The following is a 24,232-nucleotide window of genomic DNA, read 5'->3' on the forward strand; positions in this document are numbered from 1 at the left end:
GAAGACTGTCTATTTGTGGTGTTAATGAAGATTTAATGGCGGATGAGGGGAAACATGGCCGTTTCATGCCAAAGAATAATATAGAGGCAGCTTCTGCTCTTCCGTTTTCATCGTGGCAGTGCGTATTGTTTATAGTGTGAGCTTTCGCGCTTTCATTGCCGGCGCCTGCGCGGTTCGTTGCGTGGCCGGCGCCGGATGGGCGAAGCGGTGGATGGGACCACGCGCAGCGAGGCCATCAGCATCGTCCGGCATGTCGGCCGGGTGGCAAAGGGGCGGGGTGGTCAGCCCTTGCGCGCTCGCGGATGCGCATTGCGATACACGTTCATCAACTGCTCGTTCTCCACGTCCGTGTAACGCTGGGTTGTGGAGAGCGAGGCGTGGCCGAGCAGGTCCTGGATGGCCCTGAGATCGCCGCCATCGGCCAAAAGATGGGTGGCGAAACTGTGCCGCAGGGCGTGCGGCGTGGCGCTGTCCGGCATGCCCATCAGGGCGCGCAGCTTCTGCATCTGGTGCTGCGCGACGCTGGCGTTCAGCCGGCCGCCGCGGGTGCCGACGAACAGCGGTCCCTCGGGAGCCAGGGTGAAGGGGCAGGCGTCGAGATAGGCCTGCACCGCGTCCGTCACCGCCGGCAGGACCGGGATCACGCGGTCCTTGCGCCCCTTGCCGGTGACGCGCAGGGTTTCGCCCATCGGGGCCTCCTTGCGCGCCAGCCCCAGCGCCTCGGAGATGCGCAGGCCGCAGCCGTAGAGCAGGGTGAACAGCGCGCGGTCCCGCTTGCCGACCCAAGGGTCGTCGCGGTCGCGCTCGGCCTCTTCGAGCAGGCGGTCGGCGTCGATCTCGGTCAGCGGCCGCGGGGCCGGGCGCTTGACCTTGGGCGTCGCCAGGCTGGCCACCGCCGGGTTGTGCAGGCGGCCGCTGCGGTCCATCCAGCGGAACAGGTTGCGCACCGCCGCCAGCTTGCGGGCACGGCTGGCCCCGACCAGCCCGTCCATCGCCAGCCTGGACATCCAGGCGCGGAAGTCGGCCGCCTTCAGCTCGCCCAGGTCGTTGAGCGACGGTGGCGAGCCGCCGCGGAATTCGGTGAGGAAGCGCAGGAACTCCGCCACGTCGGCGGTGTAGGCCGACAAGGTGTGGCGGGAAACCGCCTTCTCGCTCTCCATCCAGCGCCGCCAGTGGGCCAGCAGGTCCTGGACGTCGGGCTTGGCGGAGAATCCCAGAACCGGTTCGCTCACGCCGGCAGCTCCAGCCAGCCGCGGATCACCCGCTCGATGACGCGGGCGAGGAAACCGACCAGTTCCGTGCCCTGGCCGCCGTGGAAGGTGTCGGGCTCGCGGCTGCCGAAGGCCAGCATGCCGTCCGGCGTCTCGCTCGACACCTGGATGCGGATCAGCGCCTCCGACCGGACGAGGCCGGCGCCGGGTCCGTAGATTTCGGGATCGCCCTCGATGTCGCCGTTCAGCACCACGTCGGCGCGGCCCAGGCGGCCGTCGATGGCGCCCGCCTCCACCACCCGCACGCCGGAGCGGTGGACGTGGGGCATGTCGGTGCCGTTGGACTCGATGACCAGGCAGGCGACGTCGAGGTCGAGCAGCACCGCGAGGTCGGTGGTGATGGTCTGGATCAACTGCTCGAAGCTCTGGGCGTCGAGCAGGAACAGCACCGCGGCATGGATGCGGTTCTGGCTGTTCAGGTTGGCGCGGCTGGTGCCGATCAGTTCCCGCTGCTGGTCCTTCAGCGTCCGCAGCTCGGACCGCAGCCGCTCCACCATGAAGGCCTGCAGGTCCACCACCCCGCGGCCGCGGTCGATCGACGGCGGCGTCAGGTGGTGGACCAGGTCGGCATTCTGGACCAGGAAATCCGGGTGGTTCCGCAGGTAGGCGCGCACATCCTCCGAGGAGAGCGTCGGCGTCGGGCGGTGGGTCTGTCCCGGCTCGCGGCCCATGGTTGCGCCGGCGCCTTACAGGATCGACTGGCCGGTCTTCTTCCAGTCCTCGACGAACTGGGCGAGACCCTTGTCGGTCAGCGGGTGGTTGAAGAGCTGCTTCAGCACCGACGACGGCGCCGTGACGACATGGGCGCCGAGGCGCGCGGCCTTGACGACGTGCATCGGGTTGCGGATCGAGGCGACGAGCACCTCGGTCTTGAAGGCGTCGTAGTTGCTGTAGATCTCACAGATGTCCTTGATGATGCCCATGCCGTCCTGGCCGATGTCGTCCAGGCGGCCGACGAAGGGCGACACGAAGCTGGCGCCGGCCTTGGCCGCCAGGATCGCCTGGGCGGGGGAGAAGCACAGCGTGACGTTGACCATCGTCCCTTCCGACGACAGGATCTTGCAGACCTTGAGGCCGGCCGGCGTCAGCGGCACCTTCACCGCGACGCGATGCGAGATCTTGGCGATCTTGTGGGCTTCGGCGAGCATGGTCTCGAAGTCGGTGGACGCAACCTCGGCGCTGACCGGGCCGTTGACGACGTCGCAGATCTCGGCCACCAGGTCGAGGAACTGACGGCCGGACTTGGCGATCAGGGAGGGGTTGGTGGTAACACCGTCCAGCAGACCGGTATCGGCCAGATCGCGGATCTCGGCGATGTCGGCGGTGTCGACGAAGAACTTCATGACGAAGGGTCCATGCTTGCTGATGATGACCGGGACCGGCCGTACCGGAAACCAGACCGGCGCGCCGTCCCGCCCGGTGCCCGGGACGTGAGGCCACTTTAGCCGATGCGCAGGATTTTCGCCAGTTCCGCCCCGGGCGACCAGGGGGATCTTCTTGGGCCCGCCGCCGGACCGGAGCACTCCGAACGCGACCGGGCGGCGGAAGCGCCGGCCAAGGCCGAGGCCGCGCTCCCGTCCCCCGACCGCCGGGTCGCGGTGCTGCTGCCGCTGCCGCTGCGGGAGGCCTACGACTACCGCGTGCCGGACGGGATGTCGCTCGCACCCGGCGACTATGTCGAGGTGCCGCTCGGGCCGCGCCGGATCATCGGCGTGGTATGGGGGCCGGGCGCCGGCACGGTGGACTCCGGCCGGCTGAAGGCGGTGGTGCGCCGGTTCGACGCCCCGGCGATGACCGAGGTGGCGCGCCGCTTCGTCGAATGGGTCGCCGCCTACACGATGACGCCGCCGGGCTTCGTCCTGCGCATGGCGGTCAGCGTGCCGGCGGCGCTGGAGCCGCCCAAGGCGATGCTGGCCTACCTGCTGAAGGCGGGGGCCGAGCCGCCGCCCGGCTTCAAGATGACGGATGCGCGCCGCCGCGTGCTCGCCCTGCTGCAGGACACCCTGGCCGGCGGGCCGCCGCGCACCCCGGCGGAACTGGCGGAGGAGGCCGGCTGCGGCGTCACCGTGGTGCGCGGCGTGGCGGAGGCCGGGCTGCTGGAGCCGGTGATGCTGCAGCCGACGCGGCTCGGCCGGCCGGACTGGTCGCGTCCGGGGCCGTCGCTGTCGCCCGACCAGCGCGCCGCCGCCGACGACCTGCGCGGGCGCGTGGAGTCCGGCCGCTATTCCACCGTGCTGCTCGACGGCGTCACCGGGTCGGGCAAGACCGAGGTCTATTACGAGGCGATCTCGGCGGCGCTGGAGCAGGGCAGGCAGGCGCTGGTGCTGCTGCCGGAGATCGCGCTGTCGGCGCAGTGGCTCGACCGCTTCGCCCGCCGCTTCGGCGCGCCGCCGGCGGAATGGCATTCGGAGCTGACCGGCGCCCAGCGCCGCGACACCTGGCGTGCGGTCGCCAAGGGGGAGGTGCCGGTGGTGGTCGGCGCCCGCTCCGCCCTGTTCCTGCCCTATCCCGACCTCGGCGTCATCATCGTCGACGAGGAGCACGACTCCGCCTACAAGCAGGAGGAGGGCGCCATCTACCATGCCCGCGACATGGCGGTGGCGCGGGCGCATCTCGGCGGGCTGCCGATCGTCCTGGTCTCCGCCACCCCGTCGCTGGAGACCAAGGTCAACGCCGACAGCCACCGCTATGCCCGCATCGCCCTGCCGTCCCGCCACGGCGGCGCCGTGCTGCCGGACGTCGAGCTGGTCGACCTCCGGCGCGACCGCCCGCCGGCCCGCCACTGGCTGGCCCCCAGCCTGCGCAAGGCGCTGACCGACACGCTGGCGGAGGGGGAGCAGGCGATGCTGTTCCTGAACCGCCGCGGCTACGCCCCGCTGACCCTCTGCCGCGCCTGCGGCCATCGCATGCAGTGCCCGAACTGCACCGCCTGGCTGGTCGAGCACCGGCTCGCCCGCAAGCTGCAGTGCCATCATTGCGGCCTGCAGCAGCCGCTGCCCCATGCCTGCCCGGAATGCGGCGAGGAGGGCACCATGGCCGCCTGCGGCCCCGGCGTCGAGCGCATCGCCGAGGAGGTGGCGGAGCTGTTCCCGGAGGCGCGCGCCGCCATCATGGCGTCCGACACCCTGTTCGGCCCGCGCGCCATCCAGGAGATGGTGCAGAGCATCGGCCGCCACGAGCTGGACATCATCATCGGCACCCAGGTGATGGCGAAGGGCCACCATTTCCCGATGCTGACGCTGGTGGGGGTGGTCGACGCCGACCTCGGCCTGAACGGCGGCGACCTGCGGGCGGCGGAGCGCACCTACCAGTTGCTGCACCAGGTGGCCGGGCGCGCCGGGCGCGGCGAGCGGCCGGGGCGGGTGATGCTGCAGACGTTCATGCCGGAACACCCGGTGATGCAGGCGCTGGCCGCCGGCGACCGCGACGGCTTCTACCAGTTGGAGGCCGAGATGCGGCTGGAGGCCGGCATGCCGCCCTTCGGCCGACTGGCGGCGCTGATCGTGTCAGGCGAGGACCCGACCCTGGTCGAGCGGGTGGCGATGGCGCTCGGCCGCGCCGCGCCGCGCAGCGAGACCGTCCATGTGCTGGGTCCGGCCCCGGCGCCGCTGGCGCTTCTTCGCGGCCGTCACCGGCGGCGCCTGCTGCTGAAGGCGCCGCGCAGCGCATCCGTGCAGCCCCTGATTGCCGAATGGCTGGAAAGGGTGGACATTCCGCCCGCGATCCGCGTGCAGATCGATGTCGACCCCTACAGCTTCCTTTAGCGGCGAAGGCCGATGCGCGGCCCCTGTGACGTTTGGTCCATTGCGCGGCGCGGGGCACGGTATTACCACGGTTGGGATGGTTCCGGATCAAAGCATTCATGGCCCATCCGCCACCATGGTCCTCCCCGGCCGCTCCCGCCCCTCCAACCGCACCTTCCGAGACTGATATCAGGTTCAGGCACATGTGCAGCGTGATGTCGAAGCTCCGCCTCCGCTTTCATCGTCAGACCCTGCTGACGGTGTTGCCGGTCCTGCTGCTGCTGGTGGTCATCGCCTTCGCCGCCGGCGCCCCCGCCCGCACGCGGGGAAGCGATGCCGAGGCGCTGCGGATGATGGACCGCGCCCAGCATCTGCTGGAGCGGATCGGCGCGGAGGCGGCCCCCGAAGCCTTTGCCGGCCATGATAGCGCTTTCATCGACCGCGACCTCTATCCGATGCTGCTCGACGACCAGGGGACGATGATCGCCCATGGCTGGACCGCGACGCTGAACGGGTCCGACCTGAAGGACCTGCGCGACGTCGACGGCAAGGCGTTCATCCGCGAGGCGCTGGACGGCAGCGCGCGGGAGGGCAGCACCGACGTCACCTACCAGTGGATCGACCCGCTGACCGGACAGGTGGCGCGCAAGACCATCCACGCCCGCCGGCTGGTGCTGAACGGCCGGCCGTACATGCTGGCGGTCGGCGTCTACCGCTGAGGCGCGGGCGGCACTGTTTCCCATGGGAAGGAGCGGGGCCGGTGGCCGACGGGCATCGGACCGGCGCCGCAGTCGGACACGGAGCTGGCGGGCAGGTGGCCGGGATGCGGCGTGATGCCGCACGCCTCTTTTCCGGAAGGCGGAAAACCCGGCGGCCGCGGGGGGGTCAGCGCTGGCGTGCGGCCCGGCCGCGCGGCCGCCAGATGGACAGGCATTCGCCGGCGCTGTCGCCGGCTCCGATCCCGTACCATCCGGACCGGTCATGGAAGGACAGGCTGTAGCGGCCCCTGGAATCCCGCTCGAAGCGGAAGACCGGACGGTCCACCTCCGGCAGCAGGACCAGCAGCCGGTCGTGGTTCCGGTCCGACTCGCGCATCACGCCGGCCCAATGGCCGTCGCGCAGCTTGAGGTCGGCCACGGCGGCGAAGGCGTCGAGATCCTCGGGCGTGAAGCGGGCGCGGCAGAACTGGACGACGTTCGTCGGCTCGGCGGCCTGGTGCTCGGCGGCCTGCGGCGCCTTGGGCTCGGCGGCGGTGCTGACGGCGCTGTCGTTCGTCGGCTTGATGGTCATGGCGGGAGCCCTTGGTCTCTTTGACCGGAACGGCGGCCGGAAGGGCGGCCGGTAGAGTTGGGCCAACCGGAGGGGGCGGCTCTTGGGAGTCGGGGCCGGACAGGGCCATGGCCAGGGCGGTCATGGGGCGAACCGGCCGTCGCGCGGCAGGTCCCGACCCTGTATTAGATTGGTTAACCTTGAATTAAGCTGATGTCCGGGCCACTTCTAAGTCACAGCCGGTATGACCAGTCGAACCGGTCCGGAGTCGGGGACGATGCGCTGACGAACCCAGTCGCGATCGAAGATTCCGCAATTGCTCAAATGGCCGCAGTCAAATTGTCCAGACCCCGTTGCGTGGGGGCGATTCCTGTGATATTGGACCGCTCGCTTTCGCGGCCGGGGTGTTTGTGCCTCGGGTTGACACCCTATAAGGCCGCCGAATTCACCGTCTACCGAACTCAATTCGAGGGATCAGGTGGCATCCGAAGGAACAGGCGTATCCGAACTCGCCGCGCGCTACTCCACCGCGCTGTTCGAGCTTGCGGACGAAAACCAGGCGTTGGACACGGTCGCGAGCGACCTGACCACGCTGAAGCAGATCCTGGCCGAGAGCGCTGACCTCCGCCGCCTCGTCCGCAGCCCCGTCATCAGCCGCGCCGATCAGGGCAAGGCCATGGTCGCCGTCCTCGACAGCGCCGGCTTGTCCGACCTGACCAAGCGCTTCATCGGGCTGGTGGCGGCCAACCGCCGCCTGTTCGCGATCGAGGGCATGATCGACGGCTTCCTGGCCGAGCTGGCCCGGCGCCGCGGCGAGGTCACGGCGCAGGTCACGACGGCCCAGCCGCTGAGCGATGCCCAGCGCAACGCCGTGGTCGATGCGCTCAAGGCGTCCATCGGTTCCAAGGTGCTGGTGAACACCTCCGTCGATCCCGAGCTGATCGGCGGCATGATCGTTAAGTTCGGCTCGCGCATGGTCGATACCTCGGTGCGCACGAAGCTGAACAAATTGCAACTCGCCATGAAGGCCTCAGGGGGATCAGTCTGATGGATATCCGCGCCGCAGAAATCTCTGCGATCCTCAAGCAGCAGATCGCGAATTTCGGGACCGAGGCGGATGTCGCCGAGGTTGGTCAGGTCCTGTCGGTGGGTGACGGCGTCGCCCGCGTGCATGGTCTGGACAACGTCCGCGCCGGCGAGATGGTCGAGTTCCCCGGTGGCCTGCAGGGCATGGCGCTGAACCTCGAGACCGACAATGTCGGCATCGTGATCTTCGGCGACGACCGCGGCATCAAGGAAGGCGACACCGTCAAGCGCACCGGCACCATCGTCGACGTTCCGGTCGGCCGCGGCCTGCTGGGCCGCGTCGTGGACGGCCTGGGCAACCCGATCGACGGCAAGGGGCCGCTGGTCGACGTGACCCGCACCCGCGTGGAAGTGAAGGCCCCCGGCATCATCCCGCGCAAGTCGGTGCACGAGCCGATGCAGACCGGCCTGAAGGCCGTCGACAGCCTGGTTCCGATCGGGCGCGGCCAGCGCGAGCTGATCATCGGTGACCGCCAGACCGGCAAGACCGCCGTCGTCATCGACACCTTCCTGAACCAGAAGCCGATCAACCAGGGCGACGACGAGAGCAAGAAGCTCTACTGCATCTACGTCGCCGTCGGCCAGAAGCGCTCCACCGTCGCCCAGATCGTCAAGACCCTGGAAGACGCCGGCGCCATGGAATACTCCATCGTCGTCGCCGCCACCGCGTCGGAGCCGGCTCCGCTGCAGTTCCTGGCGCCGTATACCGGCTGCACGATGGGCGAGTATTTCCGCGACAACGGCATGCATGCCCTGATCGTGTACGACGATCTGTCCAAGCAGGCCGTCGCCTACCGCCAGATGTCGCTGCTGCTCCGCCGTCCGCCGGGCCGCGAAGCCTACCCCGGCGACGTGTTCTACCTCCACAGCCGCCTGCTGGAGCGCGCCGCCAAGATGGGCGACGCCCACGGCAACGGCTCGCTGACCGCTCTGCCGGTCATCGAGACCCAGGCCGGCGATGTGTCCGCCTATATCCCGACCAACGTGATCTCGATCACCGACGGTCAGATCTTCCTGGAAACCGGCCTGTTCTACAAGGGCATCCGTCCCGCCATCAATGTCGGCCTGTCGGTGAGCCGCGTCGGCTCCGCCGCCCAGATCAAGGCGATGAAGCAGGTCGCCGGCACCATCAAGATGGAACTCGCGCAGTACCGCGAGATGGCCGCCTTCGCCCAGTTCGCCTCGGACCTCGACGCCTCGACCCAGCGCCTGCTGGCTCGCGGCGCCCGCCTGACCGAGCTGCTGAAGCAGGGCCAGTTCCAGCCGCTGCCCGTCGAAGAGCAGGTCGTGTCGATCTTCGCCGGCGTGAAGGGCTACCTGGACGCCATCAAGGTCGAGGACGTCAACCGCTTCGAGGCCAAGTTCCTGTCGGAGATCCGCGCCAAGGGCGCCGATATCCTGGCGGCGATCCGCACCGACAAGCAGATCACCTCGGCGACCGAAGAGAAGCTGAAGGCGTTCCTCGACGGCTTCGCCAAGGTCTTCGCCTGACCGACCGCGCGCGGGGGCGGGAAACCGCCCCCCACCGTCTTGAAGGGACGGTCACGGAACGACCTCTCGCGGAATTGAAGGGCCGGCATGCCTAACCTCAAGGACCTAAAGAACCGGATCGCGAGCGTCCAGTCGACGCGCAAGATCACCTCGGCCATGAAGATGGTCGCGGCGTCCAAGCTGCGCCGCGCCCAGGAGCAGGCGGAAGCCAGCGGTCCCTACGCGGAGCGTATGGGCCGCATGCTGTCGTCGCTGGCCGCCAACGTGCAGGACAGCGGCAACGGCCCGAAGCTGATGACCGGGACGGGTGCCGACAAGGTGCATCTGCTGGTCGTCATCAGCTCCGACCGCGGCCTGTGCGGCGCCTTCAACGGCTCCATCGTCCGCGAGGCCAAGCGCCAGATCACCCGCCTGCAGGGCGAGGGCAAGACGGTCAAGCTGCTGACCGTCGGCCGCAAGGCCCGCGATCAGCTCCGCCGCGAGTACGCCTCGCTGATCGTCGAGAGCTACGAGGATGTCGGCCGCCGCCGCCTCGGCTTCAGCGACGCCGACATGGTGGCGACGAAGGTGCTGGCGATGTTCGACGCCGGCGAGTTCGACGTCTGCTCGGTCATCTTCAACAAGTTCAAGTCGGCGATCTCCCAGATCGTTACGGTTCAGCAGCTCATCCCCTTCGCCGTCCCCGGCGAGGCGGCCGCGGCCACCGACGAGGTGAAGCCGCTCTACGAGTTCGAGCCGGACGAGGAGCAGATCCTCGCCGAACTGCTGCCGCGCAACCTGTCGATCCAGATCTACCGCGCCCTCCTGGAGAGCGCCGCGTCCGAGCAGGGCGCCCGGATGACGGCGATGGACAACGCGACGCGCAACGCCGGCGACATGATCAACAAGCTGACGATCACCTACAACCGGACGCGCCAGGCCTACATCACCAAGGAGCTGATCGAGATCATCTCCGGTGCCGAGGCCCTCTGACGGCGGCATCCGGCACGCAGCGTCCAGCCTATTTGCGCCGGCGACGGCATACCGACACTTACCGAGTTCCTAGGGAGCTTTACTCCATGGCCACCACCAATTCTGTCGGCAAGATCACGCAGGTCACGGGCGCCGTCGTGGACGTGCAGTTCGACGGCGACCTGCCGGCGATCCTGAACGCGCTGCACACCCAGAACGACGGCAAGACCCTCGTCCTGGAGGTCGCGCAGCACCTGGGCGAGAGCACGGTCCGCACCATCGCCATGGACAGCACCGACGGTCTGGTGCGTGGCTCGGAAGTGACGGACACCGGCAACCCGATCGCCGTGCCGGTCGGCCCGGAGACGCTGGGCCGCATCATCAACGTCATCGGCGAGCCGATCGACGAGCGTGGCGCCGTCAACGCCGCCCGCACCCTGCCGATCCACCGCCAGGCCCCGGACTTCGTCGACCAGTCGACGGACGCCGAGGTGCTGATCACCGGCATCAAGGTCATCGACCTGCTGGCCCCCTACGCCAAGGGCGGCAAGATCGGCCTGTTCGGCGGCGCCGGCGTCGGCAAGACCGTGACGATCATGGAGCTGATCAACAACGTCGCCAAGGCGCACGGCGGCGTGTCGGTGTTCGCCGGCGTGGGTGAGCGCACCCGCGAGGGCAACGACCTCTACCACGAGATGATCGAGTCGGGCGTCATCAAGCTCGACGGCCCGGGCTCCAAGGTGGCCCTGGTGTACGGCCAGATGAACGAGCCGCCGGGCGCCCGCGCCCGCGTCGCGCTGAGCGGCCTGACGCTCGCGGAATACTTCCGCGACGAGGAAGGCCAGGACGTGCTGTTCTTCGTGGACAACATCTTCCGCTTCACCCAGGCCGGTTCGGAAGTGTCGGCTCTGCTGGGCCGCATCCCGTCGGCGGTGGGCTACCAGCCGACGCTGGGCACCGACATGGGCGCCCTGCAGGAGCGCATCACCTCGACCAAGAAGGGCTCGATCACCTCGGTGCAGGCCATCTACGTGCCCGCCGACGACCTGACCGACCCGGCCCCGGCCGCCTCCTTTGCCCACCTCGACGCCACCACGGTGCTGTCGCGCTCGATCGCCGAAATGGCCATCTTCCCGGCCGTGGACCCGCTCGACTCGACCAGCCGCATCCTCGACCCGCGCGTCGTCGGTGAGGAGCACTACCAGGTCGCCCGCTCGGTGCAGCGCGTCCTGCAGACCTACAAGTCGCTGCAGGACATCATCGCCATCCTGGGCATGGACGAGCTGTCGGAAGAGGACAAGCTGGTCGTGGCCCGCGCCCGCAAGATCCAGCGCTTCCTGTCGCAGCCCTTCCACGTCGCCGAGGTGTTCACCGGCACGCCGGGCGTGCTGGTCCCGCTCGAGGAGACCATCAAGGGCTTCAAGGGCATCGTGAACGGCGACTACGACCACCTGCCGGAAGCCGCCTTCTACATGGTCGGCACCATCGACGAGGCGGTCGCCAAGGCCAAGAAGCTGGCCGCCGCCTGATCCCCGCCGGGGATCGCGGCATTCCGACTCGGCCAAGCCTGAAGGGATCATTTCCTGGAGGGTGGCGGCCGGGCGGGAACCGACATCAGCACGCCCCCTCCCTCCCGTAACGGGGGAGGGGGTTCCTATGAAGAGGCACCAGGAAACCCATGGCCGATAAAGTCGAATTCGAGCTGGTCTCGCCGGAAAAGCTGCTGAAGTCGCAGCCCGTGGACATGGTCGTGGTGCCGGGTTCGGAAGGCGATTTCGGCGTCCTCGCCGGTCACTCGCCGATGATCTCGACCGTGCGTCCGGGTGTCATCGACGTCTATGAAGGCGACCGCATCGTCGACCGCGTCTTCGTCGCCGGCGGCTTCGCCGAGGTCACCGAGGCCCGCTGCACGGTGCTGGCCGAGGAAGCGGTGGCCCTGACCGACCTGGACCGCGCCGCGGTCGAGAAGCAGATCAAGGACCTTTCCGAGGATCTGGACGACAGCAAGTCGGATGCCGAGCGCGCCGCCGCCGAGTCCCGGCTGGCCGTCGCGCGCGCCAAGCTGGACGCGCTGAGCCAGTCCTCCGCCCACTGAGCGCGGGCGCAAGTCCGCGATCGCCAGGGCAAAGGGCATACATCTTTTCAGACGAATGGGCGGCTTGGGCAACCAGGCCGCCCATTTGCTTGGTGACTTGGTTGCATCGCGGCGAGGACCGATTACATTCGAAGGCTTGAACCGCGGGCTCTGCCGGATTGGCCGGCGGCTTGCGGGCACCAGACATGGACACGGGACCGACCTCCCGTGTCGGACAACGGCACGGCCGCCGCCAGGGCGGCCCAAGACGAGGCGGTAGAGCGGACATGGCGCGTGCGCATTGGCGGATCGACGAGCTTCCCTGGGACCGTTTCGATGCCGGGCGGGTCGATCCCGACCTGGTCCCGCTGATCAAGGCGGCGGCCCTGGTCGAGTACAACGCCGACGACTACACGGCCTACCTGTGCAACGTCTTCAAGGACGATCCGGAATTCCAGGACGCCGCCCACGGCTGGGCGGTGGAGGAGGTCCAGCATGGCGAAGCCCTGGGGCGTTGGGCGGAGCTGGTCGACCCGGCCTTCGACTTCCGGGCGGCGGTGGAGCGCTTCCGCGCCGGCTACCGCGTGCCGATCGACCTTGACGCCTCGGTCCGGGGCTCGCGCACCGGCGAGATGATCGCGCGTTGCATGGTGGAGACCGGCACCAGCTCCTACTATGCCGCCATCGGCGATTCGACCGACGAGCCGGTGCTGAAGGAGATCTGCCGCAACATCGCCGCCGACGAGCTGCGCCACTACAAGCTGTTCTACACCTACACCAAGAAGTATCTGGAGCGGGAGGGCCTGAACAAGGTCCAGCGCCTCAAGGTCGCGCTGTCGCGCATCGGCGAGTCCGAGGACGACGAACTGGCCTACGCCTATTACGCCGCCAACGCCCCGGCCGACGCCACCTACGAGCACAAGCTCTACAATGCCGCCTACATGCGGCGGGCCTATGGCCGCTACCGCCGCAAGCATGTCGATCGCGCGGTCGCCATGGTGTTCAAGGCATGCGGCCTGAAGCCGCACACCCGCCTGTGCACGCTGGCCTCCAGCGGCGCCTGGTGGCTGGTGGACCGTCGTGCCAGGAAGCTGGCGGGCCAGACGCTCTGAGCGGCGGCACGCGGCGGCTTCCTGGCGGTACGCTGGCGGCGGACCCGGGAATGCTGTAGCACCGGCGGGTGGACTCATCACCCGAACGGGGATTTGAAGAGATGAAGCTTTATTACAAGGCCGGCGCCTGCTCGCTGTCGCCGCACATCGTCCTGCGCGAGGCCGGCCTGCCCGTCGAACTGGCCAGGGTCGATCTGACGGCCAAGACGCTGGACGACGGCAGCGACTACCGCGCGGTGAACCCGAAGGGGCAGGTACCGGCCCTGGCGCTCGATGAGGGCGGCATCCTGACCGAGGGGCCGGTGATCGTCCAGTATGTCGCCGACAGGGTGCCGGAGAGCGGGTTGCTGCCGCCGCCGGGCAGCATCGAGCGCTACCGCGTCCTGGAGTGGCTGAACTTCGTCGGCACCGAACTGCACAAGACGGCCTCGCCGCTGATCCGTCCCGGCACGCCGGATGCCGTCAAGGAGACCGTCCGCCAGACCCTGGCGGTGAAGCTGGCGATCCTGAACCAGGGGCTTGACGGCAAGCCGTACCTGACCGGCGAGCGGTTCACCGTCGCCGATGCCTATGCCTTCGTGGTGCTGAGATGGATGCCGCACCTCGGCGTCGACATGGCCTCCTTCGCCAACCTGGCGGCCTTCTCCGAACGGGTTTCGGCGCGGCCGGCGGTCCAGGCCGCGCTCGCCGCGGAACAGCAGGGCTGAGGACGACCGCCTTGCCATGAAAAAGGCCCCGCCTCATGAGAGGCGGGGCCTTTTTGCTGCGGCGGCACCTGCGGGTGCCGCCCGTTCCGTCCGATCAGGCGGCGCTGGGCTTGCGGCGCATCGGGGTGTTGCCCCCGGGGGTGCCAGCCGCGCGCGGTGCCTGCTTGCCGCCGCCGTTGGCGCCATGGCCGCTGCCATGCGACACGGCGTGCGGGGCCGGGCGGCGATCATGGCGGTTCTGGTCGCTGCGGGCACTATCCGGACGCAGCGCCCCGGCCGGCTTGCCAGCCTTCTGCGGGGTCTTGGCAGCCTGCGGCGCCGGCTTCGGAGCGGCCGACCGGGGAGCCGCCTTCGGGGCCGTGCCAGTCGGGCGGGCCGGCTGCTGGTTGCGGTTGTTCTGGTTGCGGTTGCTGCCCGGCGCCTTCGGCTTGGGCGGCCGCTTGGACGAGGCGTGGACCTCCGCCACCTCCACCGCGTGGTAGGGGTGGCCGGTGTCGGCCGGGATCGGCTGACGGATCGTCTTCTCGATGTCCTTCAGGTAGCCGACCTCTTCCAGGTCGCAGAAGGACACCGCGCTGCCCTCGGTGCCGGCGCGGGCGGTACGGCCGATGCGGTGGACGTAGCTTTCCGGCTCGTTGGGCAGGTCGAAGTTGATGACGTGGCTGATGCCGTCGATGTCGATGCCGCGCGCCGCGATGTCGGTCGCCACCAGTGCCCGCAGCTCGCCGTTGCGGAAGCTCTCCAGCGCGCGGACGCGGGCCGACTGCGACTTGTCGCCGTGGATGGCGTCGGCGGCGATGCCGGCCTTCTTCAGGTGGTCGGCGATGCGGTCAGCGCCGTGCTTGGTGCGGGCGAAGACGATGGTGCGCTCCATCGCCTCGTCCTCCAGCAGGTCGGCCAGCAGGCGGCGCTTGTCGGCACGGTCGACGAACAGGACGCGCTGGTTGATGCGCTCCACCGTCGTCGACTGCGGCGTGACCTCGACGCGCTCGGCGTCGGTCAGGATGCTGTTGGCCAGCTCCACGACCGCGTCGGGCATGGTGGCGGAGAACAGCAGCGTCTGCCGCTCCTTCGGCAGCACCGCGACCACCTTCCGCACGTCGCGGATGAAGCCCATGTCGAGCATGCGGTCGGCCTCGTCGAGCACGAACAGCTCGATGGCGTCCAGCCGCAGGTGGTTCTGCGCCATCAGGTCGAGCAGGCGGCCCGGGGTGGCGATCAGCACCTCGGTGCCGCGGGCGATGGCGGCGACCTGCGGGCTCTGGCCGACGCCGCCATGGATGACGGTGCGGCGGATCGGCAGGTGGCGGCCGTAGGTGGAGAAGCTGTCGCCGATCTGCAGCGCCAGCTCGCGCGTCGGCGTCAGGATCAGGGCGCGCGGCGCCTTGTTGGCCACGCGCTTCTTGTTCTGGAACAGCCGCTGCAGCATGGGCAGGGTGAAGGCGGCGGTCTTGCCGGTGCCGGTCTGGGCGAGGCCGAGCACGTCGCGGCCGGCCAGCAGGAGCGGAATGGTGCCGGCCTGGATCGGCGTGGCCGTGGCGTATCCCTCTTCCGCGACGGCGCGCAGCAGGGGCTCGATCAGGCCGAGGCCGGAGAATTCGGTCATGGAGGAGATGGTCCTGGTCACCAGAATGGGGGCCGCTCCAGGAGGGGGCGGCCGGGCTTGCGCGCTCCGCGGCGGGGTGGCGCGGAGCCATCGGTGGCGGCGGGACCGCGAACCTGCGCGGCGTCGACCGCCGGCCGACTCCGGACAGATAGGGCCGGCGGCTTGATTTGGCAAGAAAACTCGGCGCGCGGCAGGGGTGCAGCAGCCGGGAAACCCGGCGGCGGGGGGCGGCCGCCGCCGTCCGGCCCTGCGGCAGGCGCGGCAAATGGTCGCGCCCTGCCGCCCCGCTTCCGCTGCTCCCGCCCCGCCGCGCGGCCGCCTTACGACTTGCCGATGACGCCGCAGGCGATGCGGTCGCCGGAGTTGCCGGCCGGCTGGCTGAGGTAGTCGTCGGGCTGGGCGTGCACGACGATGGCGGTGCCGCCCTGCTTGAACAGCCCGTCGTTGCCGTCGCCGAGGCTGACCATGTGGGTCATCGCCTCGAAGCCGGCCTTGCCGGTCTGGTCGACCCAGATGTTGGGAAGCTCGCCGTAATGCATGGGATCGGCGTCCAGCCCGTGCTTGGAGCCCTTGGCGCCGAAATGGCCGCCGGCGGCGGCGAAATTCGGCGTGCAGGCGCCGTTTTCGTGGATGTGGATGCCGTGCCAGCCCGGCGGAAGCCCTTCGAGCTGGCCATGGACCAGGATGCCGTGCGGGAATTTGGTGAAGGTGACGGTGCCGAGCGGCTTGCCCTGGGCGTCGGCGATCGCGGCCTGCGCCGCAGGAGCCGGGGCGGGCGCCGCCTGCTGCGCCGCCGCCGGAGCGGCGAGGGCGGCGATGCCGAGCGTCAGGCCGGCGGCCAGAAGCGCCGGGGTCATCGAGGCACGGATCATGCTGGTTATTCCTCCATCTTGGCCGGCCGCCTGCGTTGCCGGCCGGGCTGACAATCGTTCGCGACCTTGCGCCGCGACGAAACCGCTCTGGGATTGCGAACGGTTTTCAGTATGATGGGGGTCTCGGCAAGCAAAGACCAGGGTTGGGGTGATGACGTCGCGTCTGGAAGCACTGTGCTTGGAAAAGGGCCTGAAGATGACCGGCCAGCGCCGGGTCATTTCGCAGGTGTTGTCGGAGGCCGACGACCATCCGGACGTCGAGGAGGTGCACCGCCGTGCGGTGAGCATCGACCCGCGCATCTCGATCGCCACCGTCTACCGCACCATGAGGCTGCTGGAGGACGCGCAGGTGATCGAGCGCGTCGATCTCGGCGACGGCCGCGCCCGGTACGAGGAGGCGACCGCCGACCACCACCACCACCTGATCGACACCCGCACCGGCCGGATCATCGAGTTCGCCAGCCCGGAGCTGGAGGCGATGAAGGAACGCATCGCCCGCGAACTCGGCTACAAGATCGTCGGCCATCGGCTGGAGATCTACGGCGTGCCGCTGGATGAGGAAGACCGTCCATGACCGATCCCCGTTTCCTGGAGGCCGACCAGCCTCCCACCGACGCCATCGCCTGCCGCGATGCGGTGCAGCGCTGCTATTCCGGCCTGTGCCGCTGCGGCCAGCCTGAGCGCTACGCGCTGGAGGCGGCGGTCACCGTCTACCGCTACCATCATCCCGAGATCCCGCCGTCCCAGGCCGAAACCATCGTCAGCCATTGGGTCGCGGGACCGGTCCGACACTGAGCAGCCGATTTTATGAAAATAATCCTTGATCGATTTGGCATAAAGTCCTAAAACAAGCCCGTCAAGGCGACAGGTCCATCCCCCGGACCGCCGCCTGACGGCACCAAAGCTCCCCCCTCGCTTCGGTCCGATCAGGGCCGGCCGGACAACCCCTCCTGGTTCCCCGACCAGAGGATGGCCCGGCCGGCCCTTTTTCGTTTTCGCGTTCCGCCCGCGGCCGGCGACGCGCCCCTGTGCGCATCCCGACAACCGGGTGGCGGGACGGGTTCCCCCCTCCAGGCAGCGCCGGAGGGCTCCGCTGGAACGCGAAAGGAAAAATACTGATGTCGACAACCGTCAACCAGGCGTTCGTCAAGCAGTTCGAGCGCGAGGTCCATGAAGCCTACCAGCGCATGGGCTCCAAGCTGCGCAACACGGTCCGCACCAAGAACAGCGTGCAGGGCGCCTCCACCGTCTTCCAGAAGGTGGGCAAGGGCGCCGCCTCCACCAAGGCGCGCCACGGCGCCATCCCGGTGATGAACCTGGACCACACCCCGGTCGAATGCCCGCTCTACGATTTCTATGCCGGCGACTGGGTGGACAGGCTGGACGAGCTGAAGACCAACATCGACGAGCGGCAGATCATCGCCAACGGCGGCGCCTATGCGCTGGGCCGCAAGACCGACGAACTGCTGATCGCCGAGCTGAACAGGTCCACCCATTATGCCGGCGACGCCGGCGACGGCCTGACCAGGGCCAAGATCCTGACCGCCTTCGAGATGCTCGGCAACGCCGACGTGCCGGACGACGGCCAGCGTTACGCCGTCGTCGGCTGGAAGCAGTGGAGCCAGCTCCTGGCCATCGAGGAGTTCGCCAGCGCCGACTATGTCGGCTCCGACGAGCTGCCCTGGCGCGGCACCCAGGCCAAGCGCTGGCTGGGCACCCTGTGGCTGCCGCATTCCAGCCTGACCCAGGCCGGCGGCGTCCGTTTGTGCCACTGGTACCACAAGACGGCGGTCGGCCATGCCGCCGGCGCCGACGTCAAGACCGACATCACCTGGCACGGCGACCGGGCCGCGCATTTCGTCAACAACATTACGGCTTGGCGTCAGACGCGGCGGAAACCCTTTATAATCAGTGTGGTTTCGACCGGTCCAGACCGGGCGCGCGGGGAGTTATTCCGTACCCGTGCAGCATAAACCCCCGCGATTTCCGCGTACCCATTCTATCAACCTGCTGGCGAAAGGTCCATGTCCAGCGAGGTAGCCGCCCGGCTGAGCCATTCCGGCGAGTGCTTCCCATAGACCCGCTCGACCATCGCCTCCGTCATGCCGAGATACCGGGCAACCTCCGCTGTCGGTACGCCCGCCATGACCATATGCGTCGCCGCGGTGTGGCGCAGCAGGTGAGGGTGGACGTGATCCAGCCCGGCCCGCTTGGCTGCGGCCTCCAGACCGGTACGGATGTCGGTGACGTGGTGCCCGCCGTATTCGACCACGAACGGCGTGGTCGCCACCTCCCGCGCGGCCCTCAGTTCGGCCAGCAGCGTGTCGTTGATCGGCACCACCGCCCGGCGCTTGTTCCCCACCCCCTCCCCGAAGTCGATCCGCCGGCGGCTCAGGTCCACCCGATCCCAGGTCAGCGACAGGATCGCGTCCCGGCGCGCGCCGGTCACCAGCCCCAGCACGACGAACAGACGCACATGCGCGGCCTTGCACGCCTGGACCAGGGCCTTCGCCTCCTCGCGGGTGAGCCAGCGGTCCCGCGGCTTGCTGCGCGGAACCGGCGCCTCGAAGGTCAGCTTGTCCGCCGGTTGAAGCAGCTTCTGCTTGATGGCCCAGTTCACGGCGGCGCGCAGGATCAGCATATCGTTGACGATGGTGCTGTTCGATCGGCCGGCGGCGGCGCGCTCCTTGGCGTGCTGCTGCACCAGTGCCTGGGTGACGTGGCGCGGCTCCAGCCGACCGAACCTGGGGCGGAGCATGTTGGCGGTGGCGACCAGGCTCCCGTAGCTGGGGCGGTCGGTTTTGGCGGCGAGGTAGGCGTCCAGAATGGCGTCGATGGAGGGGCCGGACAGGATGGGGGCCATCTGCCCGGCCGCGAACTTGGCTAACCAGCCGTCCGCTTCGCTGCGGTCGCGCGTCCCCGTTGAAATGGATCGCGAGCGCCCAGCCTCGGTCCAGGTGACCGACCAGACGCCATGTCGGTTTTGGCGGAGGCGGTAGATTGGGACGGGGTTTCTTGGCCTTGCCATTGAGACGCCTCGAAGGTGGCGATGTCGGAGCGCCTGACGCGGATGTTGCCGCCGGGTAGGCGGAGGTGGGGGAGCCGGCCGGCGCGGCACCATGCGTATACCGTTTCCGCCGACACGGCGAAATGTGCCGCTACATCACGCACGGTCATGCAGGGCGGTTGACTGTCACCCATTCGCCTTCTCCCCCTCCTGCGCTGCCGGCCACCAGGCCATGGGCGGCGCTGACATCACCTCATCAGCATTGCTGTCCCAGCATGCGCCATCCGACCAGCACGGCGGCGGCTCGCCGGGGCCGTGATGAACCCAAGCGCCGCACGGGTTGCAGTCATCATCCACGCCGATGCAGTCGATCCATGCGATCAGGTGGTTATCGCCGTGGCCGCGGATTTCGGCCCGGAAGATCGTTCCGTCTCGCGGGGCTTCGGACATCGGCCGCATTCCGTCCTGGCGCCCCTGGTGCTGGTCAGCCATGGGGTGCCTCCAGGCTGGGTTCGGCGAGCCAGTCGGGGATCTTCTCCGCCGCCTCGGCTTTGACGACGTAATCGCAATCGCTGTGCGGGTTCATGGTGTAGCCGCAGCAGTGGCGGCACACCTTGGCGAAGCGCAGGCCACTCCACCGATCGTGACAGCCGGCCCGGAAGGTGACGTCTTGATATTCGTCGTGCTGCCGGATCGGGTGGCCACAGAGGTAGCAGTGGTGGCCGGTGCGGGCGTGGCGCCAAGCCTGACGGATGACACTAGCCATGGTTGCTGGCCTCCAGGATGGCGATGAGAGCATTCATGTGTGGCTGTCCCTTCCGTCGAGACGCTTGACGGCGGCGCCCTCCCACTCGGTCGAGGCGAAGTCGTCGGCGTGCCCGTGCTTGTTGGAATAGGCCTGCCCAGCGCCCGCGGGTGCGATGCCGACCCAGCCGATCCGGGCATGCAGCTCAACGTTCCTCGGCATCCGCCGCAGGACGGCCTTCAAGTCGCCCCACCACTTAGCTTCTGCCTTCGTCATGGGGCGCCGTTCGCGCTTCTCCTCCACCGTCACGGCAGAGCGGGCGCGCTCCAACAGGTCAGCGGACATCGGCGGTCTCCTGCTGGAGGGCGGCGCGGGCATCGGCCATTGCCTTGCGGAATTCGGTCGTCCAGATCGACCCCTCGAAATCGACGAGGCGTCCCAGCACCTCCCGCATCGCCCGCTCGCGCTCCTGCGATGCGGAAAGCGCGGCCTCCCTTGCGTCGTGGCATCGATGATGCGCCGCCGCAGCCCTCTCGAATTTTGCCCTGGCATCGGCAAGCGCGGCCTCTGCGGCGGCGGCGCGTGCCTTGAAGTCGTCGCGCCCTTCCTCAGCGTAGGAGAGGCCCCAACCAAGGCGGGCGTTCTCCTTCGTCAGCCGCTCGATCTCCGCCCGCTGGGCCTCGATCAGGCGGTCCTTCTCTGCCTGCTCGTCAGCAATGGCGTCCATCAACTTTCCGATGCGGTCAAGCCGGATGTCGTCGAAACTCTCGGCGTCGTCGTCTTGCGGCGTCGCGGCGTTGGGGGTCACTTCGCTCATTTCAGCCGGCTCCACAGCAGGGGCAGCATTCGTCGGTGTCGACCAGGAGGTGGGCGCCGCAGTCGCCGCAGCGATCTTCCGGGGCGAGCGACAGCATGTCGGGGGCGGGCGCACGGCACCGGTCCCCGGCAGTGGCGGGATGATCGCAGCCGGGGACGACGCAGGGCGTCGCGGCGGTGGGGGTCGTGCTCATCGGTTCAGTCCTCATCATCGGCATCCAGCGGGCAATGCCGGCGGCTCTTGGCCGGCTCGCCGTCGCGGAGTTGGGGACAGTCGGGGTGGTTGCATTCGCCGTCCTTGCCGGCAACACAGTGGTCGAGTGGCGCAGCGGCATGGATGGCCATGGCTTGGTCCTCCGTCTCATCGCGCGGGTCCGGTTGGTTCCAGATTTCGCCGATGTTGGTGACGCTCAGCGCCTGCACCATTTCGGCGGTCAGGTGGCAGCCGGTCCCGCGGGCATCAGCGCGACGCAAGCGGTTCAGCGCGTCTTGCGCCAAGTCGGTCGCGGCGGTGGGGTTCGGGGCGGTCATCAAAGCCTCCTTTTCGCAGCGCGCTCTGTTTCGTGTTTGCGGTCCAGCCTCCGCCGCCTCTCGGTTCGCGGGCCGAGAGGATCAAACATGTCCATCTGCTTTGGTCGTGGCTGTGGACCGGGGGCGGGTGCGAGCGGCGTCTTTGGGGAGGCGGCGTCCAGCAACCGTGCCGACCGGCACGCCATATCGTCGTCAAGCTGCCGCTCGCTTTCGGTAGCCTCGCTCCACGATTTGTAACCGCGCGCTCGCATGGCATCTGCCTTTGCGGTAAGCCGCGCGATCTCCAAGTCGATCCCCTGTTGAGCGCAGATTTCCCGGCAAATCTGTCTGGTGAATTCTGATATTGCGCCCTCTCCCGTCTCAGCCATTTACTTGCCCTCCCCGGCGGCGCGGAGGGCGGCGTCGTAGGTCCGCACCAGATCGGCGATTGCCCCGACGCGACCATCCTCGGCGGCGATAGTGTCCAGGCGGGCATAGGCGATGCGCAGGGCATCCATCACCACCTCCGGAGCGGCCGGAGCGGATGCGCGGGCGGCGGCAAGCCATGCCTGTTTTGCCGCATCCGTCAGATGATCCCACGCGCGATCTCGATCCGCGTCGGGGCGAAGGGTGTCCAGCGACAGCCAGTAAGCCCACGCGATCCGCTTGGCCACCTCGCTCACGCTGCCGCCCTGCGCGGGCTGGAGCGCAACCGGCGTGCCAAGCCCGGCATGCTCGGTGAAGTCCGCCAGCAGTTCGTATCCGGCCGCCATCGTCGGCGCGTCGTGCATCTCCCTCAGGAGGTCCATACACAGTTTGGATACGCCGCGCTCGTCGTCGGGGTCGCCGCCTTCCTGCCGCGAAGCCTCATTGATGGCGGTGACGGTCAGCGCCACGATACGCGAGACGGTCGCGTCGCCTCCTTCGGCGTTCACCTTCTCTTCGACGCGGGCAGCCAAGGACAGCAGCTTGGCAAGCGGCGGTGCCTCGGGCTGCGCCACGGACGGGGCGGCAGGCGCCGGAGACGGGGCGGCGCGACGGTTCCAGGCGTACCAGTTGAAGACGCCATCCTCGTCCATGGTCCTGCCGACGAGAATGCCATCAACCGGCGCGTCGGTCGGCGGCGCAATGGCTGCCAGGATTTCGGCGGGGTCGGTGTCGGCCAGATCGTCAGGCACTTCCTGCTGCACATAGCGCATGTCGTAGCCGTGGCTGGCGGCGACCATCTTCATCGTCAGGAAGCTACTGGCCTCTTCGCGATCCGTCGAAGCCAAGGCAAGGTCCCACATGCGAGGAACCCAAGAACCATCGGGTGAATGGACCGGCTGGAGCGCGTAGGGCAGCAGGGCCGGTATCGTGGTCGTGGTGGTTTCGGTGGTCATATCGGCTACTCCATGTCTCGGTCGCAGAAGGACTGATAGTCCTCGTCCTCCTGCCGCTGACGGTCGGCGGCATCGTCAGCCGGTTCGTCCTGGCTGCTGGGATGGCTGGCCCTGGCCTCTCGCATCGCCGCTTCGAGGATTGCGCCGGCCTGTTCGGCAGTCAGATCGAGGTCGAAGTTGAATGCCTCGTCCTGTGCGGCTCGGATCATTGCGGCAGTGACAGTTGTGGTCTTGTCGGTCATGGTGGTCTCCTGCGCTCTGCGCGCTTGTGGGGTCAGGCGGCCTGTCCGGCGCGGTACGCCTCTGCCTCGGCGCGGGCGAGCGCCAGCTCCAGCGCCGGCATCTCGGGCGCGTCATCGGTGGGGGAGGGGCTGTCGCGCCCCTCCAGGTGATCGAACCGGTGCCGGGCGGCGTGGCGCCTGGCGCTCCGGATGGCGCGGGAGGAGGGGCGCATCACTTCGGCCCCCGCAGCTCGGCGGCCAGGCCGTCGGCGAAGTCGTTCCAGTCCGGGAACAGGTCGTCCGGGATGGCCTTCAGCGTGGCTGCGTGCTTCGCCTTGAAGGCGACCAGGGCGTCGATGGTCTTGCACTCGCCAGCCTCGGCCTTCAGTTCCGCGACCTTGGCCGGCCAGTCGATGGGGGTCTGCGCCTCGGCCGCCGCCGGCGCGGTGCCCTGCGGCTGCTCGACCACCTCACCCGTCTCCGGATCGTGCGGCGTCTCCGGCTGCTCGCCCTGCGGCTCCTGTTCGGGCGCCGTCTCGTCGCCGCCGACCACGGTGAAATCGCCGTCCAGCACGCGATCCAGGCCCTGCGTCTCGCCGTCCTCGGCCCGGCCGTCCAGCACCACCGCGTTCGCCATCTCGATCGACATGGGCAGGTACTTCGACAGCCGGCGAATGACCGTCTTCTTGCCCATCTCCTCGTAGGCGGTGAGCCAGGGGGTGTTGGTCTTGTTGAAGCGCTTGGCCGTCTGGTAGCCCTGCGAGCTGTCGCGGACCGCGTTCACCTCGGCGGCAGACATGAATTCGAACTGGACGCCGCCGCCCTTCAGCTTCGCCACGGCGTAGAAGCCTGTGATCTTGCCGCGGTCGCCGGCCAGGAACGGCTTGTGGGTGATGCTGTCGGCGGTGCCGTAGTCGATGTCGAAGGCGTCGCGCTCGTGGACCACGCGTGCCGACAGGCTCTCGATCTGGCCAGAGCGGCGGGCGAGGTCGATCAGGCCCTTGTACCCGACGATGATCTGCACCTCGGTCGCCTGCTTGCGGCGGTTCTCGAAGGGGATCAGGTAGATGTGCCCCTGCGGCGTGTTCGGCTCCAGGCCCATCTGCGCGCAGACCACGACCGCGCCGAACAGGCTCTCGATCGTGCAATCCATCAGCTTCGGCGTGGTCCGCAGCGCGCCCAGCGCGATCTTCATCATGCGGTCGGGCGTCATGTGCGCCGGCAGGAGCGCCTTCAGGGTCTCCTTGTTGGCGTCGAAGAAGGCGGCGACGGTGCTGCCGCCGGCCTGCTTGGCGACCTGCCGGCCGGCCTGGCGCAGCTCCGCCAGCGAGCGGCCGGGGGTAGTCGCAGCGGGGTTCGTGGTGGTCAT

The 24,232-nt window shown here is 68.7% G+C and carries 30 protein-coding genes; 12 read left to right on the forward strand and 18 right to left on the reverse strand.

Features of this window, described 5'->3' with window-relative positions:
* Positions 1–281: 281 nt before the first annotated feature.
* Genes J2850_RS20960 through fsa form a run of 3 tightly spaced genes read right to left on the reverse strand, consistent with a single transcriptional unit; the run spans position 282 to position 2,614 of the window.
* Positions 282–1,232, reverse strand: a complete 951-nt coding sequence (locus J2850_RS20960) for a tyrosine recombinase XerC (RefSeq protein WP_209985770.1) — start codon at positions 1,230–1,232, stop codon at positions 282–284.
* Positions 1,229–1,942, reverse strand: coding sequence for a DUF484 family protein (locus J2850_RS20965; protein ID WP_209985773.1), 714 nt, complete (start codon positions 1,940–1,942; stop codon positions 1,229–1,231). The genes J2850_RS20960 and J2850_RS20965 overlap by 4 nt, the downstream gene beginning before the upstream one ends.
* Positions 1,943–1,957: 15 nt before the next feature.
* Positions 1,958–2,614 (reverse strand): fructose-6-phosphate aldolase, encoded by a 657-nt coding sequence (fsa, locus tag J2850_RS20970; protein ID WP_209985775.1) that lies wholly within the window; start codon positions 2,612–2,614, stop codon positions 1,958–1,960.
* Between the two features lie 105 nt (positions 2,615–2,719).
* On the opposite strand from fsa, the gene J2850_RS20975 reads away from it, so the two are divergent.
* Both J2850_RS20975 and J2850_RS20980 read left to right on the forward strand, forming a co-directional pair.
* Positions 2,720–5,035 carry a primosomal protein N' gene (locus J2850_RS20975; RefSeq protein ID WP_246513307.1) on the forward strand — a complete coding sequence of 772 codons (2,316 nt, stop codon included), beginning with the start codon at positions 2,720–2,722 and terminating at the stop codon, positions 5,033–5,035.
* A 194-nt stretch (positions 5,036–5,229) separates the two neighbouring features.
* Entirely contained in the window at positions 5,230–5,733 is a 504-nt protein-coding gene (locus J2850_RS20980) for a cache domain-containing protein (protein WP_246513309.1), read from the forward strand.
* A gap of 166 nt (positions 5,734–5,899) precedes the next feature.
* On the opposite strand, the gene J2850_RS20985 is transcribed toward J2850_RS20980, so the two are convergent.
* Positions 5,900–6,304 carry a hypothetical protein gene (locus J2850_RS20985; RefSeq protein WP_209985781.1) on the reverse strand — a complete coding sequence of 135 codons (405 nt, stop codon included), beginning with the start codon at positions 6,302–6,304 and terminating at the stop codon, positions 5,900–5,902.
* A gap of 457 nt (positions 6,305–6,761) precedes the next feature.
* Here J2850_RS20985 and J2850_RS20990 point away from each other — a divergent pair, with 457 nt between their 5' ends.
* The 7 genes from J2850_RS20990 (at position 6,762) to gstA (ending at position 13,704) form a co-directional block, all read left to right on the forward strand.
* Positions 6,762–7,331, forward strand: a complete 570-nt coding sequence (locus J2850_RS20990; RefSeq protein WP_209985784.1) for a F0F1 ATP synthase subunit delta — start codon at positions 6,762–6,764, stop codon at positions 7,329–7,331.
* Positions 7,331–8,860 carry a F0F1 ATP synthase subunit alpha gene (atpA, locus tag J2850_RS20995; protein WP_098739059.1) on the forward strand — a complete coding sequence of 510 codons (1,530 nt, stop codon included), beginning with the start codon at positions 7,331–7,333 and terminating at the stop codon, positions 8,858–8,860. The genes J2850_RS20990 and atpA overlap by 1 nt, the downstream gene beginning before the upstream one ends.
* Before the next feature lie 87 nt (positions 8,861–8,947).
* The gene (locus J2850_RS21000; protein WP_209985786.1) at positions 8,948–9,832 is read left to right on the forward strand and encodes a F0F1 ATP synthase subunit gamma; all 885 of its coding nucleotides are present in this window, start codon (positions 8,948–8,950) and stop codon (positions 9,830–9,832) included.
* A gap of 86 nt (positions 9,833–9,918) precedes the next feature.
* Positions 9,919–11,340, forward strand: a complete 1,422-nt coding sequence (gene atpD / locus J2850_RS21005) for a F0F1 ATP synthase subunit beta (protein ID WP_209985791.1) — start codon at positions 9,919–9,921, stop codon at positions 11,338–11,340.
* A 149-nt stretch (positions 11,341–11,489) separates the two neighbouring features.
* Positions 11,490–11,906: a F0F1 ATP synthase subunit epsilon gene (locus J2850_RS21010; RefSeq protein ID WP_209985793.1), complete on the forward strand. Its 417-nt coding sequence runs from the start codon at positions 11,490–11,492 to the stop codon at positions 11,904–11,906.
* Positions 11,907–12,172: 266 nt separating this feature from the next.
* Positions 12,173–12,997, forward strand: a complete 825-nt coding sequence (locus J2850_RS21015; protein WP_209985797.1) for an acyl-ACP desaturase — start codon at positions 12,173–12,175, stop codon at positions 12,995–12,997.
* Positions 12,998–13,098: 101 nt separating this feature from the next.
* A complete protein-coding gene (gene gstA, locus J2850_RS21020; RefSeq protein WP_209985801.1) occupies positions 13,099–13,704 on the forward strand; it encodes a glutathione transferase GstA in 606 nt (201 codons plus the stop codon).
* Between the two features lie 94 nt (positions 13,705–13,798).
* Here gstA and J2850_RS21025 read toward each other — a convergent pair whose 3' ends face one another.
* Together J2850_RS21025 and J2850_RS21030 are read right to left on the reverse strand one after the other, a co-directional pair.
* Positions 13,799–15,310 (reverse strand): DEAD/DEAH box helicase, encoded by a 1,512-nt coding sequence (locus tag J2850_RS21025; protein WP_209985804.1) that lies wholly within the window; start codon positions 15,308–15,310, stop codon positions 13,799–13,801.
* Positions 15,311–15,630: 320 nt separating this feature from the next.
* Entirely contained in the window at positions 15,631–16,182 is a 552-nt protein-coding gene (locus J2850_RS21030; RefSeq protein ID WP_209985807.1) for a superoxide dismutase family protein, read from the reverse strand.
* Positions 16,183–16,333: 151 nt separating this feature from the next.
* Here J2850_RS21030 and J2850_RS21035 point away from each other — a divergent pair, with 151 nt between their 5' ends.
* The 3 genes from J2850_RS21035 to J2850_RS21045 all read left to right on the forward strand — a co-directional run bounded on the left by J2850_RS21035 (position 16,334) and on the right by J2850_RS21045 (position 18,155).
* A complete protein-coding gene (locus tag J2850_RS21035; RefSeq protein WP_209985809.1) occupies positions 16,334–16,756 on the forward strand; it encodes a Fur family transcriptional regulator in 423 nt (140 codons plus the stop codon).
* Positions 16,753–16,977, forward strand: a complete 225-nt coding sequence (locus J2850_RS21040; RefSeq protein ID WP_209985812.1) for a hypothetical protein — start codon at positions 16,753–16,755, stop codon at positions 16,975–16,977. Before J2850_RS21035 ends, J2850_RS21040 begins: the two co-directional genes overlap by 4 nt.
* A 323-nt stretch (positions 16,978–17,300) precedes the next feature.
* Positions 17,301–18,155 (forward strand): phage capsid protein, encoded by an 855-nt coding sequence (locus J2850_RS21045; RefSeq protein ID WP_246513311.1) that lies wholly within the window; start codon positions 17,301–17,303, stop codon positions 18,153–18,155.
* Positions 18,156–18,184: 29 nt separating this feature from the next.
* Here the strand turns inward: J2850_RS21045 and J2850_RS21050 are convergent, their stop codons facing one another.
* The 12 genes from J2850_RS21050 to recT form a co-directional block, all read right to left on the reverse strand.
* On the reverse strand, positions 18,185–19,045 hold the full coding sequence (locus tag J2850_RS21050) for a tyrosine-type recombinase/integrase (RefSeq protein WP_209985817.1): 861 nt from the start codon (positions 19,043–19,045) through the stop codon (positions 18,185–18,187).
* A 20-nt stretch (positions 19,046–19,065) separates the two neighbouring features.
* Positions 19,066–19,383 (reverse strand): helix-turn-helix domain-containing protein, encoded by a 318-nt coding sequence (locus J2850_RS32360; protein ID WP_209985820.1) that lies wholly within the window; start codon positions 19,381–19,383, stop codon positions 19,066–19,068.
* Complete coding sequence (locus J2850_RS21060; RefSeq protein ID WP_209985823.1) at positions 19,376–19,681, reverse strand: hypothetical protein; 306 nt, start codon at positions 19,679–19,681, stop codon at positions 19,376–19,378. The genes J2850_RS32360 and J2850_RS21060 overlap by 8 nt, the downstream gene beginning before the upstream one ends.
* Entirely contained in the window at positions 19,674–19,955 is a 282-nt protein-coding gene (locus J2850_RS21065; protein WP_209985825.1) for a hypothetical protein, read from the reverse strand. The genes J2850_RS21060 and J2850_RS21065 overlap by 8 nt, the downstream gene beginning before the upstream one ends.
* A 33-nt stretch (positions 19,956–19,988) precedes the next feature.
* Positions 19,989–20,279 (reverse strand): hypothetical protein, encoded by a 291-nt coding sequence (locus tag J2850_RS21070; protein WP_209985828.1) that lies wholly within the window; start codon positions 20,277–20,279, stop codon positions 19,989–19,991.
* The gene (locus tag J2850_RS21075; RefSeq protein WP_209985831.1) at positions 20,269–20,742 is read right to left on the reverse strand and encodes a hypothetical protein; all 474 of its coding nucleotides are present in this window, start codon (positions 20,740–20,742) and stop codon (positions 20,269–20,271) included. Before J2850_RS21075 ends, J2850_RS21070 begins: the two co-directional genes overlap by 11 nt.
* A 10-nt stretch (positions 20,743–20,752) precedes the next feature.
* On the reverse strand, positions 20,753–20,944 hold the full coding sequence (locus tag J2850_RS21080; RefSeq protein WP_209985834.1) for a hypothetical protein: 192 nt from the start codon (positions 20,942–20,944) through the stop codon (positions 20,753–20,755).
* Between the two features lie 4 nt (positions 20,945–20,948).
* Complete coding sequence (locus tag J2850_RS21085; RefSeq protein ID WP_209985837.1) at positions 20,949–21,281, reverse strand: hypothetical protein; 333 nt, start codon at positions 21,279–21,281, stop codon at positions 20,949–20,951.
* Positions 21,282–21,649: 368 nt separating this feature from the next.
* A complete protein-coding gene (locus J2850_RS21090) occupies positions 21,650–22,642 on the reverse strand; it encodes a hypothetical protein (protein ID WP_209985839.1) in 993 nt (330 codons plus the stop codon).
* Positions 22,643–22,647: 5 nt separating this feature from the next.
* A complete protein-coding gene (locus J2850_RS21095) occupies positions 22,648–22,884 on the reverse strand; it encodes a hypothetical protein (protein WP_209985842.1) in 237 nt (78 codons plus the stop codon).
* Between the two features lie 32 nt (positions 22,885–22,916).
* Complete coding sequence (locus tag J2850_RS21100) at positions 22,917–23,096, reverse strand: hypothetical protein (protein WP_209985843.1); 180 nt, start codon at positions 23,094–23,096, stop codon at positions 22,917–22,919.
* A complete protein-coding gene (gene recT / locus J2850_RS21105) occupies positions 23,096–24,232 on the reverse strand; it encodes a recombination protein RecT (RefSeq protein WP_209985846.1) in 1,137 nt (378 codons plus the stop codon). Before recT ends, J2850_RS21100 begins: the two co-directional genes overlap by 1 nt.

Origin of the sequence: Azospirillum picis, from assembly GCF_017876115.1 — a bacterium.
Classification (GTDB): domain Bacteria; phylum Pseudomonadota; class Alphaproteobacteria; order Azospirillales; family Azospirillaceae; genus Azospirillum; species Azospirillum picis.

What these genes read in the sequence shown, in the direction of transcription:
- J2850_RS20965 (WP_209985773.1), bottom strand. Translation starts at nt 1,942, where the DNA reads ATGGGCCGCGAGCCGGGACAGACCCACCGCCCGACGCCGACGCTCTCC.
- fsa (WP_209985775.1), bottom strand. Translation starts at nt 2,614, where the DNA reads ATGAAGTTCTTCGTCGACACCGCCGACATCGCCGAGATCCGCGATCTG.
- J2850_RS20975 (WP_246513307.1), top strand. Translation starts at nt 2,720, where the DNA reads ATGCGCAGGATTTTCGCCAGTTCCGCCCCGGGCGACCAGGGGGATCTT.
- J2850_RS20980 (WP_246513309.1), top strand. Translation starts at nt 5,230, where the DNA reads ATGTCGAAGCTCCGCCTCCGCTTTCATCGTCAGACCCTGCTGACGGTG.
- J2850_RS20985 (WP_209985781.1), bottom strand. Translation starts at nt 6,304, where the DNA reads ATGACCATCAAGCCGACGAACGACAGCGCCGTCAGCACCGCCGCCGAG.
- atpA (WP_098739059.1), top strand. Translation starts at nt 7,331, where the DNA reads ATGGATATCCGCGCCGCAGAAATCTCTGCGATCCTCAAGCAGCAGATC.
- J2850_RS21000 (WP_209985786.1), top strand. Translation starts at nt 8,948, where the DNA reads ATGCCTAACCTCAAGGACCTAAAGAACCGGATCGCGAGCGTCCAGTCG.
- atpD (WP_209985791.1), top strand. Translation starts at nt 9,919, where the DNA reads ATGGCCACCACCAATTCTGTCGGCAAGATCACGCAGGTCACGGGCGCC.
- J2850_RS21010 (WP_209985793.1), top strand. Translation starts at nt 11,490, where the DNA reads ATGGCCGATAAAGTCGAATTCGAGCTGGTCTCGCCGGAAAAGCTGCTG.
- J2850_RS21015 (WP_209985797.1), top strand. Translation starts at nt 12,173, where the DNA reads ATGGCGCGTGCGCATTGGCGGATCGACGAGCTTCCCTGGGACCGTTTC.
- gstA (WP_209985801.1), top strand. Translation starts at nt 13,099, where the DNA reads ATGAAGCTTTATTACAAGGCCGGCGCCTGCTCGCTGTCGCCGCACATC.
- J2850_RS21025 (WP_209985804.1), bottom strand. Translation starts at nt 15,310, where the DNA reads ATGACCGAATTCTCCGGCCTCGGCCTGATCGAGCCCCTGCTGCGCGCC.
- J2850_RS21030 (WP_209985807.1), bottom strand. Translation starts at nt 16,182, where the DNA reads ATGATCCGTGCCTCGATGACCCCGGCGCTTCTGGCCGCCGGCCTGACG.
- J2850_RS21035 (WP_209985809.1), top strand. Translation starts at nt 16,334, where the DNA reads ATGACGTCGCGTCTGGAAGCACTGTGCTTGGAAAAGGGCCTGAAGATG.
- J2850_RS21040 (WP_209985812.1), top strand. Translation starts at nt 16,753, where the DNA reads ATGACCGATCCCCGTTTCCTGGAGGCCGACCAGCCTCCCACCGACGCC.
- J2850_RS21045 (WP_246513311.1), top strand. Translation starts at nt 17,301, where the DNA reads ATGTCGACAACCGTCAACCAGGCGTTCGTCAAGCAGTTCGAGCGCGAG.
- J2850_RS21050 (WP_209985817.1), bottom strand. Translation starts at nt 19,045, where the DNA reads ATGGCCCCCATCCTGTCCGGCCCCTCCATCGACGCCATTCTGGACGCC.
- J2850_RS32360 (WP_209985820.1), bottom strand. Translation starts at nt 19,383, where the DNA reads ATGGGTGACAGTCAACCGCCCTGCATGACCGTGCGTGATGTAGCGGCA.
- J2850_RS21060 (WP_209985823.1), bottom strand. Translation starts at nt 19,681, where the DNA reads ATGGCTGACCAGCACCAGGGGCGCCAGGACGGAATGCGGCCGATGTCC.
- J2850_RS21065 (WP_209985825.1), bottom strand. Translation starts at nt 19,955, where the DNA reads ATGGCTAGTGTCATCCGTCAGGCTTGGCGCCACGCCCGCACCGGCCAC.
- J2850_RS21070 (WP_209985828.1), bottom strand. Translation starts at nt 20,279, where the DNA reads ATGTCCGCTGACCTGTTGGAGCGCGCCCGCTCTGCCGTGACGGTGGAG.
- J2850_RS21080 (WP_209985834.1), bottom strand. Translation starts at nt 20,944, where the DNA reads ATGAGCACGACCCCCACCGCCGCGACGCCCTGCGTCGTCCCCGGCTGC.
- J2850_RS21085 (WP_209985837.1), bottom strand. Translation starts at nt 21,281, where the DNA reads ATGACCGCCCCGAACCCCACCGCCGCGACCGACTTGGCGCAAGACGCG.
- J2850_RS21090 (WP_209985839.1), bottom strand. Translation starts at nt 22,642, where the DNA reads ATGACCACCGAAACCACCACGACCACGATACCGGCCCTGCTGCCCTAC.
- J2850_RS21095 (WP_209985842.1), bottom strand. Translation starts at nt 22,884, where the DNA reads ATGACCGACAAGACCACAACTGTCACTGCCGCAATGATCCGAGCCGCA.
- J2850_RS21100 (WP_209985843.1), bottom strand. Translation starts at nt 23,096, where the DNA reads ATGCGCCCCTCCTCCCGCGCCATCCGGAGCGCCAGGCGCCACGCCGCC.
- recT (WP_209985846.1), bottom strand. Translation starts at nt 24,232, where the DNA reads ATGACCACCACGAACCCCGCTGCGACTACCCCCGGCCGCTCGCTGGCG.